This is a genomic window from Pseudomonas fluorescens (genome assembly GCF_041354075.1).
In the GTDB taxonomy this organism is placed as follows: Bacteria; Pseudomonadota; Gammaproteobacteria; order Pseudomonadales; family Pseudomonadaceae; genus Aquipseudomonas; species Aquipseudomonas fluorescens_CE.
Window position 1 is genome coordinate 359,398 of record NZ_JARZGC010000001.1, and the last position, 13,083, is coordinate 372,480.

Sequence of the window (13,083 nt, forward strand, 5' to 3'; positions counted from 1 at the left end):
GTTACACAAAACCCGCCTGAACGCGGCGTTCTCAGGCGAAGGCCGCCAGCAGATCCGCCTCGAACGCCTTTTGCGCCTCCCCAGGCACCTGGGCACGATGGCGCGCAAGGTGGAACGCCACGTCGAAGCTCAGGTCATTGCGCCGCACCGCTTTGAGCAAACCCTGTTCTTCCCAACGGCGTGCAAAGTGGCTGGGCAGGTACCCGACATGCCTGCCCGACAGAATGAACGCGAGGGTCCCTTCGACCTGTTCCGAACGTGCCGAGCACCGTGCGCCCTTGAACGGCTCGTCGCTGCGCAGGAAGCGATAGGGATGATCCACCCGGTCGCACGCCTGCAAGGCCTGATCGTCCGGGGCGTCGTCTGCAAACAGCGGATGGCCTGCGGCGCAATACAGGTGCTGGGTTTCGATGAACAGTTCGCGGTAGTCGAAAGCGCTTTGCACCTGTGAGAAATAGCCGATTGCCAGGTCCAGCCGTTGCTGCAACAGCAGACGCTCCATTTCACCGGGCATGGCACTGATCAGTTCGATGCGCACCGACTCGTCGCGCTCGCGAAAGCGCCGGATGGCCTCGGCCACCCGTTGCAGCACCGCCTGATCCAGCGCCTCGGACAACCCCAGGCGCACTTCGCCGAGCAAGCGCCCGGCGACACCGTTGGACTGATGACGGAACGCCTCTATGGACTGGAACAGGTCACGGGTGGCGAGCAGCAATTGTTCGCCCTTGGGGGTGATGTGGAACCCCCCCTTGCCCCGGCTGCACAGTCGGTAGCCGAGCCGGGTTTCCAGCCGCGCCATTTGTTGGCTGATGCTCGACTGGCTCAGGCCCAGTTCGCCCTGGGCCGCGCTGAAACCGCCGCACTCCACCACGCTGACGAACAGGCGCAGCAGTTGCAGATCCACATCGTGAAGCTGGCCGAGCATCAAACATTACTCCGCAATAATGTCAGGATAACTGACTTGGTATTTTTCCAATGTATCGGACGCGGCATCCTGCAACCACTTCCTCTGGTCAGGTATTCGTCATGGCTCCTTCCTTCAAGCGGTGCGTGCCCGCGCTGTTCCTCGCCGCGGCCGTGTCGGCCCAGTCAGCGGACAAGGTGGTCAATCTCTACAGTTGGGCCGATTACGTGGCCCCCGAAACCTTGCAGCGCTTCGAGGCCGAGACCGGGATTCACGTGCGCTACGACACCTTCGATTCTTCGGAGGTGCTGGAAACCAAGTTGCTCACCGGTGGCAGCGGTTATGACGTCGTGGTGCCCTCGTCCAGTGTACTGGCGCGTGGCCTGGCGGCCGGAGCGCTGAAGCCGATTGCCCACGAAGGCCTCAAGGGTTACGCCAACCTTGACCCGGATCTGCTGGAAAAACTCGCGGCGGTCGATCCCGGCAACCGCTATGGCGTGCCTTATCGCTGCTCAAGGCCCACGCCCGCCAGCATGGTGCCTTGTCGTTGATCCACTTCGACGCCCACAGTGACACCTGGCCAGACGAGGAGGGCAAGCGTGTCGACCACGGCACGATGTTCTGGCATGCGGCCCGCGAAGGTCTGGTCGATCCGTCGCGTTCGGTGCAGATCGGGTTGCGCACCACCAATGACGACCACCAGGGTTTTCAGGTGCTGGACGCGCGGCAGGTGCATCGCCGTGGCGTGGACGCGATTGTGGAAGCCATTCGTGCGCGGGTGGGCGATCGCCCGGTGTACCTGACGTTCGACATCGACTGCCTCGACCCGGCCTTTGCCCCCGGCACCGGAACACCGGTGTGCGGGGGGCTGAGCACGGTGCAGGCCCTGGAAATCCTTGGCGGCCTGCGCGGGATCAACCTGGTGGGCATGGACCTGGTGGAAGTGGCCCCGGCCTACGACAGCGCGGACATAACTTCGCTGGCGGCAGCCACCCTGGGGATGGAGATGCTGTGCCTGTATGCCGCCAGGCACAAGGTGGACAGGTAGGTGCGGGCCTGATCTGCAGGCGATGACGCGGAAGTACCCCGCGCCGGCCTTGCGTTCTTCGCTCGCTCCTGCAAGGTAAACGCGATCCACTGTAGGAGCGAGCATGCTCGCGAAGAACTCGAGGGCAGCGCTGGGTGTCAGGCTACCAGCGTTATCGTTGACGACCTTCGTAGAAACGCCGCCCGGAGCATGCTCGCTCCTACAGGGGGGGGCGTCAGGCGACGGGGATGATGGGCAGGTGGAGGGTCTCACCGCCGCTGAACCTTGAATATGAACCGCTGATGGATTCATGGGGCACACCCATCGCCACCGCACTGATGCCATCCAGTTGCGCCACGTGCTCCGCAGTCAGCCGCAGGTCCAGCGCCCCGAGCGTTGCATCGAACTGCTCACGGGTACGCGACCCCAGTATCGGAATCAGTGCGGTGGTCGAGCGCCGGGCCTTTTCCAGCAGCCAGGCAATGGCCACGTGGGTCGGGCTGGCGTTCGCTTCCTCGGCGACCGCCAGCAAGGTGTCGAGCAGGGCGGTTTCCCGGGCGCTTTTTTCAGCGTGAACCAGCACGCCGAGTTTGCTTGCGCGGGTGTCGTCGCCGTTTTGGCGATATTTGCCCGTGAGGAAACCGCCGCCCAGTGGTGACCACAGCGTGGCGGCCAGCCCCAGGGCTTCGGCCATCGGCAGCATTTCCCGCTCGGCCGTGCGTTCCACCAGGCTGTACTCGACCTGAACGGCGGCAATCGGCGCGAAATGGCGCAGCTCGGCCAATACGTCGGCGCGGGCGATGCGCCACGCCGGGAAGTTCGACAGCCCGGCGTAATGAATCTTGCCGGCGCGCACCAGGTCGTCAAAACCCCGGAGGATTTCTTCCATCGGCGTCACGCCGTCGCTCATGTGCGCCCAGAACAGATCGATGTGGTCGGTTTTGAGCCGTGTCAGGCTCTCTTCCACGGCGCGCACCATGTTCTTGCGGCTGTTGCCGGTGTGGGAAATGCCCGCTGCCGGTGTGGTCCCCAGGGTGTACTTGGTGGCAACGACCAGGCGGTCCCGTTCAGTGGCAATGAGTTCGCCGAGCATGGCCTCCGACTGGCCAGCCTGATAGCCGTTCGCCGTGTCGATGAAGTTGCCGCCGGCTTCCAGGTAACCGTCAAAGATGCGCTTGGCTTCATCACGCTCGGCGCCGTGGCCCCAGCCGGTACCGAAGTTGCCAGCGCCCAGCGCCAGTTCCGATACACGCAGGCCGCTTTTGCGGCCGAAGACTTTGTAATGCATGAGCAGCTCCAGAACAGCACGAAGGGGTTGTTTAAATTTTCAGTGACATCTATTAAATATGTTGTCACTAATCTATTTGGTCAAGGCAATTTTTCTTCGGCGATGGATAGGGCGCCCGACGAACGGCGTGCAATACTGGCGCGCATGAATGCCGACTCCCCATTAAGCGCCTGGCAGCACGCCGTCGAACAAAAAGGTTTCGTCCAGGACGAGGCCCAGGAGCGGGCTGTCTGGGCACTGCAAAAATGCTACGAAGCACTGCATGACGACGGTCATCCGCCGGTCGTGGGCGTTTACCTGTGGGGCCCGGTCGGGCGGGGCAAAACCTGGTTGATGGACCAGTTTCATCAAAGCCTGCGGGTGCCCGCCCGGCGCCAGCACTTTCACCATTTCATGGGTTGGGTGCACCAGCGTTCCTTTCAGCTCACCGGTACGGCGGACCCGCTCAAGGCCCTCGCCCGGGAGTTGAGCGAAGCGGTGCGGGTGCTGTGTTTCGATGAACTGTTCGTCAATGACATTGGCGACGCGATCATCCTCGGGCGCCTGTTCCAGCAAATGTTCGACCAGGGCGTGGTGGTGGTCTGCACCTCCAATCAGCCGCCAGACCTGCTGTACGCCGATGGCTTCAACCGGGACCGTTTCACCCCGGCCATCGAGGCGATCAAGCGACACATGCAGGTAATCGCCGTCGATGGCGGCGACGACCATCGCTTGCACCCCGGCGCCGGTTTGCAGCGCTATTGGGTGGCCGAATCCGGCAAACCCAGTGCGCTCGCCGAGGTGTTCAACAGCCTGACCGCCGGCCAGTCGATCTCGGGCGAGCCGATAGCGGTCGGTTACCGTACGCTTGAGGTCGTGCAGGCCAGTGACACCGTCCTCTGGACCCGTTACGCCGATCTGTGCGAGCAGCCGCTGGCGGCCATGGACTTCATGGCCTTGTGCGACACCTTCAGGGCTATCCTGTTGAGTGATGTGCCCAACCTCAGCGCGCAAAAACGCGAAGGGCGCATCGCCCGCGGCACGGAAGACGGTGCCGAGCGTGTGGCGGCGGGGGATCGTGAGTTGCCGCAACTGTCGGTGCATGACGACGGCGTGCGGCGGTTCATCGCCCTGGTGGACGAATGCTACGACCGCAAGGTGCCGCTGTACCTCGAAGCCCATGTGCCCATGGCATCGCTCTACACCGAAGGCTATCTGGAGTTTGCCTTTCGCCGTACCCTCAGCCGACTTCAGGAAATGCAGCTGCAACGTTTCGCCGACGCTTGAATTCAGGGAGCGCGAAGATGAACCAGCCCTTGTCCCATCATTTGCTGACCATGGCGTATCAGAACGCCTGGGCCAATCATCGACTGGCCACGGCCTGGCGCCAGTTGAGCCCGGACGACCTGGCGGCGCCACGGGTGAGTTTCTTTCCCAGCCTGCGGGCGACGCTCAACCATATCCTGACCGTTGACTGGTTTTATGTGGATGCGCTGGAGCGTGAGTTGCGCGCGGATGAGCCGCATCCTGATTGCCAGGTGTTCTTCACGGACGACGAACCCTGTACCGACGCCGCAGGTCTTGCACACGAACAGGCCCAGGTGGACCGCCGGTTGATCGCCTATTGCGAGCAACTGCGCGACGCCGACCTGGGCAGGATCGTGACCATCGCCCGGGAAACCTCGCAACATGACAGCCGCCTGCGCCTGCTGTCGCACCTGTTCGAACACCAGATCCATCACCGAGGCCAGGTGCACGCGATGCTCAGTGGAACGTCGATTGCACCACCACAGCTGGACGAGTTTTTCTGCGCCGGCGAGTCAGGCCTGCGCGCGGCGGATTTTGCCGAACTGGGCTGGACGGAAGCGCTGATCTGGGGGCATTGATGGTAGCGCTGGGAGCCTGGTACTCCGCGTCATCGTTGACGACCATCGCGAGCATGCTGTCCCGTGCGGCGTTCCGACGATGGACGTCAACGATAACGCGGGAAGTCAGGCACCTCGCGGCAAGCATCAACCCATCAGGGCTTATATCGCTCCGTCACCTGCGCCGTTTGATCGTCCGGCACCTTGAGTTCGGCCGTTTGCTGACTTTGATTCATCTGCTGGGCCGCCCTCAGGCTTTCGTAGTAATAGCGCATGCGTTCAGCGCCGCCTTCGGCCGATGCGCCGACCGAAACGAAGGTCATCAGGCCGGCCATGATCACGGGTGTGCTTTTCATGGTGCGTCTCCTATAACGGATAACGGGTGCCTTCGATCCATGAAGCCATGTCGAAAGCCAATTCTCCGCCCGACTCGGTTAAACGGGAATTAACGGCAACAACGTTCGGATGATCGGCAACAGACGCAGAAAAAAGGGGCCGGAATCGGCCCCTGAAGGGATTACTTGAGCACCACTTCCGCGGGGTTCGGCTTCACCTTGGGCTTGATCAGGCTGAAGTCGATCAACGCCTTTTGCTCGCGTGCATAGGGGTCGCCGATCATCAAGGGGCGCGCCTTGAAGTGAGCACTGACCAGGCTCTTGCTGCGGTCCAGTTCATCGAAACTCAACCCCGCCAGATCGGCCCAGGTATGGATCAGGTGCGAACTGCTGTAGGGGCGACCGAGGTCGGCGGCGAAATCCCAGTCGTGGGTTTCACGCCATTTCGGTGAGGCCCAGGCGATGAACGGAATGGTGTACATCGGCGCCGTCGGCTTGGCTTCGTTGCGTCCCAGGGTGTTGTGACCCGCCGAGTCGAAGACATCCTCGCCATGGTCGGAAAGGTACAGCAGGAAACCGTTCGGGTCGGCCTTGGCGTAGTCCTTGATCAGGCTCGAAACCACGAAGTCGTTGTACAGCACCGCGTTGTCGTAGCTGTTGTAGGTTGGCAACTGATCGTCACGCACGCCGGGAGGGACGCCGTTACGGTCCTGGAACTTGTCGAAGCTCGACGGGTAGCGGTACTGGTAGCTCATGTGCGTACCCAGCAGGTGCACAACGATCAGCTTGCGCGGTGCCGCATCGGCCAGCGCCTTGTTGAACGGCTCGATCACATCGCCATCGTACTGGGCGGCGTTCTGGTTGCGGTTGTTGTTCAGGTACACCTGCTCGTCGGCCTGTTCGGAGAAGGTCGTGAGCATGGTGTTGCGCTTGGTCATGGTCTGCTGGTTGGTGATCCAGAAGGTCTTGTAGCCGGCCTGTTTCATCATGCGCACCAGCGACGGAGTCGACAGGTACAGGTCGGGGTTTTCTTCGTCGGCGAAGGTCAGCACCTGCTGCAACGCCTCGATCGTGTAAGGGCGCGGGGTGATGACATTATCGAAGACCGCCAGTTGATCCTTGAGCTTGTCCAGTTCCGGTGTGGTCTGGCGCGGGTAGCCGTAGAGGCTCATGCGCTGGCGATTGGTGGACTCACCGATCACCAGCACCAGGGTGGCCGGCTGGTTGGCCATTGAGTCCTTCAAGTTGCGCAACGGGGGCACCTGGCTGGCGCTGGTGAGCATGTCCTGCATGCCGACCAGGGTCTCGAGGTAGCGGTGATAGGCCACGGCCATCTGCCACGGCACGGCGGGTTCGATGCGGGTTTCGAATTTCTCGAAGCCATCGGCCAGGCTGCCCGTGCGCAGGGTCTGCTTGATCAGGGGATAACCGACCACGGCGACCACGATGGCGGTCGCCGCCACCAGTGCGCGACCGCGTGGCAGGTACACCGGGCGCAACCGGGTCCACAGAAAGTACGCGAATAGCGTATGGGCGAGGAACGCCGGGACCATCCACCACGCGAAGTACTGCGTCATGTACTCGCCGGCTTCAGCGACGTTCGACTCGAACATGATGAAGATGACGCTTTGGGAAAATTCCTGCTGATAGATGAAAAAATATCCCAGGCTGGCCATGGAGCAAGCCCACAGCACGACGCCGATCACGGCTGCCATGATCCGGGTGTGTTTCGGGAACATCAGCATCGGCGCCAGCCACACGGCGCTCATCACGAAGGCCTGGCGAAATCCGGTGAAACCCGAGGTGCCGGTCAACTGGATCAGCAGTTGGGTGATGCCGGAGAAATACCAGAAGAACAGGAACAGCCAGAGAAACCCGGCCCAATCGAACCCTTTCTCGGTCGAAATGCTGCGTTGAAACAAAGGCATTGCGCGCTCCATCCAGAATCACATTCCATCGTCTGGACTGGAAAGTCACCGACGAACGGGCGCCGCTCGGATACCTGGCGGCCTTGAAGGGCCGGAGTATCGACAAGCAGATGTGAAAGTTTCGTGAGCGTTGTGTGGATGAGATGTAACGGCGTTTTCGGAAACAGCTCAGGGGCTGTTTCCGATGCAGGGGGGATCAGGCGTGAGGAGCGCGCAGGGTCACCGGCCTGGGGGCCTGGAGTCCTTGCGTCAGCAGGCGCAGTTGTTCAACTTCCTGCTTCAACTGGTCGCGCTCGTCTTTCAACTGGCGCAATTCATCGCGGCGGATCGTGACATAAAGGGTTTGTGCTGGCCGTGCTGCTTGGACTGTGCCCATTGCTCACCTCGCAAATGGCGGTATCAACTGTAAATCTGCCCCGACATCGGGTGCAGTTCTACTATCGGCGCCAATTTTGATTTCTTTTGCCCTGGAAGGGAACTTTTTTATTTTTCACGGTCGCTGTGCCTTTGGAACGATTCCCGACGTTATCCATCGGGATCGGGCACAATGCCCGGAAACTTCATGCCGACGCTCTGGACTAACCCCCATTAGTCGCGTTGGGCTATAACCATTGACACACTTTATTTGTAGTAGGGAGCATCAGCACATGCAACTCGGGATTATTGGACTGGGCCGCATGGGCGGCAATATTGCGCGGCGCCTGATGCTCAACGGGCACACCACCGTGGTTTACGATCGCAATACCGCCTTTGTCGATACCCTGGTCGCCGAAGGCGCCAAGGGCGTCGCCGACCTGCCGGCCCTGGTGGCGGGCCTGGCCAAGCCGCGAGCGGTCTGGGTCATGCTGCCGGCCGGCGCGCCGACCGAGGACACCATCGACACCCTGAGCACCTTGCTCGAACCTGGCGACACCATCATCGACGGCGGCAACACCTTCTATAAGGACGACATCCGCCGTGCCAAAACGTTGTCGGAAAAAGGCCTGCACTACATCGACGTCGGCACCTCGGGCGGCGTCTGGGGCCTGGAGCGCGGTTACTGCATGATGATCGGCGGTGATGCCGAGACCGTTCTGCGCCTGGATCCGCTGTTCGCCAGCCTGGCGCCCGGAATGGGCGATATTCCACGCACCCGGGACCGCAAGTCCGACGACGACCGTGCCGAGCGTGGCTACATCCACGCCGGCCCTGCGGGCGCCGGGCATTTCGTCAAGATGATTCACAACGGTATCGAGTACGGCATGATGCAGGCCTTCGCCGAGGGCTTCGACATCCTCAAGACCAAATCCAGCACTCTGTTGCCGGAAGATCAGCGCTTCGACCTGAACGTCGGCGACATCGCCGAAGTCTGGCGCCGTGGCAGCGTGGTGTCGTCCTGGTTGCTCGACCTGACCGCCGACGCGCTGGCGGCCGATCCGCAACTGGACAATTTCTCCGGCTCCGTGGCCGACAGCGGTGAAGGTCAATGGACCATCGAGGCCGCCATGGAGCAGGCGGTGCCGGTGCCGGTGCTGTCGAACTCGCTGTTCGCCCGCTACCGCTCGCGCGGGCAGGGCACCTTTGGCGACAAGATCCTCTCGGCCCAGCGTTTCGGCTTCGGCGGCCATGTGGAGACCGCGAAAAAATGACCCGACTGATCCGCAACAAATCCAAGGCAGAACCTGCACCACCGACCACGCTGTTCCTGTTCGGTGCCCATGGCGATCTGGTCAAGCGACTGCTGATGCCGGCGCTGTACAACCTGAGTCGTGATGGCCTGCTGGGGGATGGGTTGCGGATCGTGGGTGTTGACCACAACGCCATCACCGATGAGGCCTTTGCGCAAAAGCTCGAGGATTTCATACGCGCCGAAGTGGCGAGCAAGGTCGGCAAGGGTGACGAAGCTCTTGATCCGCAACTGTGGGCCAAACTGGCCAAGGGCATCAGCTACGTCCAGGGCGATTTCCTGGACGACAGCACCTATCAGGCGCTGGCAGAGAAAATCGCCGCCAGCGGCACCGGCAACGCGGTGTTCTACCTGGCCACTGCGCCGCGTTTCTTCAGTGAAGTGGTGCGGCGTCTCGGCGCCGCCGGTTTGCTGCAGGAAACCCCGGATGCCTTCAGGCGGGTGGTGATCGAAAAACCCTTCGGTTCCGATCTGCGCACCGCCGAGGCGTTGAACGCCTGCCTGCTCAAGGTGATGACGGAAAACCAGATCTACCGGATCGATCATTACCTGGGCAAGGAGACCGTGCAGAACATCCTCATCAGCCGGTTCTCCAACAGCCTGTTCGAGGCGTTCTGGAACAATCATTACATCGACCACGTGCAGATCACCGCCGCCGAAACCGTCGGCGTGGAAACCCGTGGCAGTTTTTACGAGCACACCGGCGCCCTGCGGGACATGGTGCCCAATCACCTGTTCCAGTTGCTGGCGATGGTGGCGATGGAGCCGCCGGCGGCCTTTGGTGCCGATGCGGTGCGTGGCGAGAAAGCCAAGGTGGTGGGGGCCATTCGTCCCTGGACCACCGAAGAGGCGCGGGCCAACTCGGTGCGCGGCCAGTACGCGGCGGGCGAAGTCGACGGCAAGGCATTGCCGGGTTATCGCCAGGAAAACAACGTCGCACCCGACAGCACCACCGAAACCTACGTGGCGCTCAAGGTGTTGATCGACAACTGGCGCTGGGTCGGCGTGCCGTTCTACCTGCGCACCGGCAAGCGCATGAGCGTGCGCGATACCGAGATTGTCATCTGCTTCAAGCCGGCGCCCTATGCTCAGTTCCGCGACACCGAGGTCGATGAGCTGCAGCCGACCTATCTGCGCATCCAGATCCAGCCGAACGAAGGTATGTGGTTCGACCTGCTCGCCAAACGGCCTGGGCCGGCGTTGAAAATGGCCAATATCGAACTGGGTTTTGCCTACAAGGATTTCTTTGAAATGCAGCCGTCCACCGGCTACGAAACCCTGATCTACGATTGCCTGACGGGCGATCAGACGCTGTTCCAGCGCGCCGACAACATCGAAAACGGCTGGCGCGCGGTGCAGCCATTCCTCGATGCCTGGCAACAGGACGCGAGTGTGCAGAGCTACGCCGCTGGCGAAGACGGGCCGAGCGCCGCCGAAGAGCTGCTGACCCGCGATGGCCGCGTCTGGCATGGCCTCGGATGAGTGACGCCACGCGACAACCCATCCGTTTTTTGCTCAGTGACATGGACGGCACGTTGTTGCTGCCCGACCACAGCCTCAGCCAGCGGACCATCAACGCGGTGCGGTCGTTGCGCGAGGCGGGCGTGTTGTTCAGCCTGGCCACCGGGCGGCCGCCCAAGGCCATGTTGCAGCAGATCGAAGCCCTGGGCGTCGACCTGCCGACCGCAGCGTTCAATGGCGGCACGATCGTCCATCCCGACGGCAGCCTGCTGATTGCGCATTACCTGCCGGCCACGGCGGCGCTGACCACCCTGACGCAGTTTGCCGATCTGCCGGACATCGAGGTCTGGGTGTTCAGTGGGGGCGACTGGCTGGTGAAGGACCCCAAGGGGCCAATGGTGCCTCGGGAACAACACGGTCTGGGGTATCCGCCAGTGGTCGTGGACAGTTTCGAGCCGTACCTGGCGCACATCGACAAGATCGTTGCGGCGAGCAACAACACGCAGTTGCTGATCGAACTGGAGGCGCAATTGCTGCCCAAGGTCGAGGGCCAGGCGCAGGTGTCGCGTTCGCAGCCGGTCTACCTGGACGTGACCGCGATGCAAGCCAACAAGGGCGAGGCATTGGCCACGCTGGCGGCGTTCCTCGGCGTGCCGCTGGCGCAGACGGCGGCCATGGGTGACGGCGGCAACGACCCGGCAATGTTTCATCGTGCCGGGCTGTCGATCGCCATGGGGCAGGCGGAAGACGCGGTGAAGCGTCAGGCCGACGTCGTCACCGCCGCCAACACCGAAGACGGCGCAGCGCAGGCCATCGAGCGGTATATCCTGCCTCGTTAGCCCCCTTTAGGAGCGAGCCTGCTCGCGATAGCGGTGAGTCAGACACCAAGGATGTCGAGCCTGCAGGCCTCTTCGCGAGCAAGCCCGCTCCCACAGAGGGTGATGGCGAACCCAGATCTTGAATATCGCCAAAAAACCTGTGGGAGCGGGCTTGCCCGCGATAGCGGTGAGTCAGTCACCATGGATGTCGAGCCTGCAGGCCTCTTCGCGAGCAAGCCCGCTCCCACCGATCGCTTTTCAACAGCGGGTTACAACCAGTAACTCACCGCATACCACCCCAGCACGCCCATCACCACGGTGTAAGGCAACGCCATCCACACCATGCGCCCATAGGATAGACGAATCAGCGGTGCAATCGCCGACGTCAGGAGGAACAGGAACGCCGCCTGGCCATTCGGTGTCGCCACGCTCGGCAGGTTGGTGCCGGTGTTGATGGCAATCGCCAGGGTGTCGAAATGCTCACGGCTGATGTGCCCGGACAGGAAGGCCTGTTTGACTTCGGTGATGTAGATGGTGGCCACGAATACGTTGTCGCTGATGGCTGACAGCAAGCCATTGGCGATGAACAGCATGCCCGGCTGTTGCTCGGTTGGCAGCGCCAGCACCCACTGGATCAGTGGCTTGAACAGCTGTTGATCGTGAATCACCGCCACCACGGCAAAGAACACCACCAGCAGCGCGGTGAACGGCATGGCGTCCTTGAAGGCGTTGCCGAGGCGATGCTCGTCGGTGATGCCCGTGAAGGCGGTGATCAGCACGATCACCATCAGGCCGATCAGGCCGACCTCGGCAAGGTGCAAGGCCAGGCCGGCAATCAGGATCAGCGCCGCCAGGCCCTGCACGATCAGCGCCGCGCGTTGGCGCGAGGTGCGCTCGGCATTGTCTTCGGCGGCGTAATTGGCCAGTACGGCGCGCACATTGTCCGGCAACAGTGTGCCGTAACCAAACCAGCGCAATTTTTCCAGAAGCACGCAGGTCACCAGGCCAGCCACCAGCACCGGCAGCGAGACCGGGGCAATCTTCAGAAAGAATTCGGCAAAATGCCAACCCATCTCGTGACCGATCAGCAGGTTCTGCGGCTCGCCGACCAAGGTGCAGACGCCGCCCAGTGCGGTGCCGACGGCGCCGTGCATCAGCAGGCTGCGCAGGAAGGCGCGAAATTGTTCCAGATCGTCATGGTGCAGCCTGGGCAGGTGCTGATCGTCGCTGAATTCGCTGTCCTGGCGTGGGTCGTTGCCTGAAGCGACCCGGTGATACACCGAATAGAACCCCACGGCCGCGCTGATGATCACGGCGGTCACCGTCAGCGCATCGAGAAATGCCGACAAGAACGCCGACAGGAAACAGAACATCAGGGCCAGCATCGCCTTGGAACGAACGCCGAGCAGCAGACGGGAAAACAGAAACAGCAGCAGGTCTTTCATGAAGTAAATGCCCGCTACCATGAACATCAGGAGCAGGATCACCGGGAAGTTGTGCAGCAGTTCGTCGTAGAGCGCCTGGGGTGTGGTCATCTTCAGCAGCAGGGCTTCGACCAGCAGCAAACCGCCGGGCATCAGCGGGTAACACTTGAGCGCCATGGCCAGGGTGAAGATGAATTCCAGCACCAGCAGCCAACCGGCAGCCACCGGGCCCACGGTCCAGCACACCAAGGCATTGAGCACCAGAAAGCCGATGAGGGTGATCTTGTACCAGCGAGGTGATTGCCCGAGAAAATTATGCGCGAACGCCTGGGCCATTGAACCGGACATTGGCGACTCCTTATCGTTAGAAGCGCGCAAGTTGCCGTAA

General features: G+C 61.9%; 11 protein-coding genes and 2 pseudogenes. 7 read left to right on the plus strand and 6 right to left on the minus strand.

Features of this window, described 5'->3' with window-relative positions; genetic code table 11:
* Positions 1-31: 31 nt before the first annotated feature.
* Positions 32-925 carry a LysR family transcriptional regulator gene (locus tag QIW53_RS01810; RefSeq protein WP_371047985.1) on the minus strand — a complete coding sequence of 298 codons (894 nt, stop codon included), beginning with the start codon at positions 923-925 and terminating at the stop codon, positions 32-34.
* A 101-nt stretch (positions 926-1,026) separates the two neighbouring features.
* Here QIW53_RS01810 and QIW53_RS01815 point away from each other — a divergent pair.
* Together QIW53_RS01815 and QIW53_RS01820 are read left to right on the plus strand one after the other, a co-directional pair.
* Positions 1,027-1,410, plus strand: a pseudogene (locus QIW53_RS01815) (spermidine/putrescine ABC transporter substrate-binding protein PotF); the annotation flags it as partial.
* 2 nt (positions 1,411-1,412) lie between these two features.
* Positions 1,413-1,952 (plus strand): annotated as a pseudogene (locus QIW53_RS01820) (arginase family protein); the annotation flags it as partial.
* A gap of 214 nt (positions 1,953-2,166) precedes the next feature.
* Here the strand turns inward: QIW53_RS01820 and QIW53_RS01825 are convergent.
* The gene (locus tag QIW53_RS01825; RefSeq protein ID WP_371047986.1) at positions 2,167-3,219 is read right to left on the minus strand and encodes an aldo/keto reductase; all 1,053 of its coding nucleotides are present in this window, start codon (positions 3,217-3,219) and stop codon (positions 2,167-2,169) included.
* Positions 3,220-3,363: 144 nt separating this feature from the next.
* On the opposite strand from QIW53_RS01825, the gene zapE reads away from it, so the two are divergent.
* Together zapE and QIW53_RS01835 are read left to right on the plus strand one after the other, a co-directional pair.
* The gene (gene zapE / locus QIW53_RS01830) at positions 3,364-4,485 is read left to right on the plus strand and encodes a cell division protein ZapE (RefSeq protein ID WP_371047987.1); all 1,122 of its coding nucleotides are present in this window, start codon (positions 3,364-3,366) and stop codon (positions 4,483-4,485) included.
* Positions 4,486-4,502: 17 nt separating this feature from the next.
* Positions 4,503-5,084 (plus strand): DinB family protein, encoded by a 582-nt coding sequence (locus QIW53_RS01835; protein WP_371047988.1) that lies wholly within the window; start codon positions 4,503-4,505, stop codon positions 5,082-5,084.
* 134 nt (positions 5,085-5,218) lie between these two features.
* On the opposite strand, the gene QIW53_RS01840 is transcribed toward QIW53_RS01835, so the two are convergent.
* The 3 genes from QIW53_RS01840 to QIW53_RS01850 all read right to left on the minus strand — a co-directional run bounded on the left by QIW53_RS01840 (position 5,219) and on the right by QIW53_RS01850 (position 7,702).
* Complete coding sequence (locus tag QIW53_RS01840) at positions 5,219-5,419, minus strand: hypothetical protein (protein WP_371047989.1); 201 nt, start codon at positions 5,417-5,419, stop codon at positions 5,219-5,221.
* Positions 5,420-5,580: 161 nt separating this feature from the next.
* A complete protein-coding gene (locus QIW53_RS01845) occupies positions 5,581-7,326 on the minus strand; it encodes a phosphoethanolamine transferase CptA (protein WP_371047990.1) in 1,746 nt (581 codons plus the stop codon).
* Between the two features lie 196 nt (positions 7,327-7,522).
* Complete coding sequence (locus tag QIW53_RS01850; protein WP_371047991.1) at positions 7,523-7,702, minus strand: DUF6026 family protein; 180 nt, start codon at positions 7,700-7,702, stop codon at positions 7,523-7,525.
* A gap of 271 nt (positions 7,703-7,973) precedes the next feature.
* Between QIW53_RS01850 and gnd the strand changes: the two genes are divergently transcribed.
* Genes gnd through QIW53_RS01865 form a run of 3 tightly spaced genes read left to right on the plus strand, consistent with a single transcriptional unit; the run spans position 7,974 to position 11,292 of the window.
* Positions 7,974-8,954 (plus strand): phosphogluconate dehydrogenase (NAD(+)-dependent, decarboxylating), encoded by a 981-nt coding sequence (gnd, locus tag QIW53_RS01855; RefSeq protein WP_371047992.1) that lies wholly within the window; start codon positions 7,974-7,976, stop codon positions 8,952-8,954.
* On the plus strand, positions 8,951-10,474 hold the full coding sequence (zwf, locus tag QIW53_RS01860) for a glucose-6-phosphate dehydrogenase (protein WP_371047993.1): 1,524 nt from the start codon (positions 8,951-8,953) through the stop codon (positions 10,472-10,474). The genes gnd and zwf overlap by 4 nt, the downstream gene beginning before the upstream one ends.
* Positions 10,471-11,292 (plus strand): HAD family hydrolase, encoded by an 822-nt coding sequence (locus tag QIW53_RS01865; protein ID WP_371047994.1) that lies wholly within the window; start codon positions 10,471-10,473, stop codon positions 11,290-11,292. The genes zwf and QIW53_RS01865 overlap by 4 nt, the downstream gene beginning before the upstream one ends.
* 248 nt (positions 11,293-11,540) lie before the next feature.
* On the opposite strand, the gene nhaB is transcribed toward QIW53_RS01865, so the two are convergent.
* The gene (gene nhaB, locus QIW53_RS01870) at positions 11,541-13,043 is read right to left on the minus strand and encodes a sodium/proton antiporter NhaB (RefSeq protein WP_371047995.1); all 1,503 of its coding nucleotides are present in this window, start codon (positions 13,041-13,043) and stop codon (positions 11,541-11,543) included.
* Positions 13,044-13,083 lie beyond the last annotated feature (40 nt).

What these genes read in the sequence shown, in the direction of transcription:
- QIW53_RS01835 (WP_371047988.1), top strand. Translation starts at nt 4,503, where the DNA reads ATGAACCAGCCCTTGTCCCATCATTTGCTGACCATGGCGTATCAGAAC.
- zwf (WP_371047993.1), top strand. Translation starts at nt 8,951, where the DNA reads ATGACCCGACTGATCCGCAACAAATCCAAGGCAGAACCTGCACCACCG.
- QIW53_RS01865 (WP_371047994.1), top strand. Translation starts at nt 10,471, where the DNA reads ATGAGTGACGCCACGCGACAACCCATCCGTTTTTTGCTCAGTGACATG.
- gnd (WP_371047992.1), top strand. Translation starts at nt 7,974, where the DNA reads ATGCAACTCGGGATTATTGGACTGGGCCGCATGGGCGGCAATATTGCG.
- QIW53_RS01840 (WP_371047989.1), bottom strand. Translation starts at nt 5,419, where the DNA reads ATGAAAAGCACACCCGTGATCATGGCCGGCCTGATGACCTTCGTTTCG.
- QIW53_RS01810 (WP_371047985.1), bottom strand. Translation starts at nt 925, where the DNA reads ATGCTCGGCCAGCTTCACGATGTGGATCTGCAACTGCTGCGCCTGTTC.
- QIW53_RS01845 (WP_371047990.1), bottom strand. Translation starts at nt 7,326, where the DNA reads ATGCCTTTGTTTCAACGCAGCATTTCGACCGAGAAAGGGTTCGATTGG.
- zapE (WP_371047987.1), top strand. Translation starts at nt 3,364, where the DNA reads ATGAATGCCGACTCCCCATTAAGCGCCTGGCAGCACGCCGTCGAACAA.
- QIW53_RS01850 (WP_371047991.1), bottom strand. Translation starts at nt 7,702, where the DNA reads ATGGGCACAGTCCAAGCAGCACGGCCAGCACAAACCCTTTATGTCACG.
- nhaB (WP_371047995.1), bottom strand. Translation starts at nt 13,043, where the DNA reads ATGTCCGGTTCAATGGCCCAGGCGTTCGCGCATAATTTTCTCGGGCAA.
- QIW53_RS01825 (WP_371047986.1), bottom strand. Translation starts at nt 3,219, where the DNA reads ATGCATTACAAAGTCTTCGGCCGCAAAAGCGGCCTGCGTGTATCGGAA.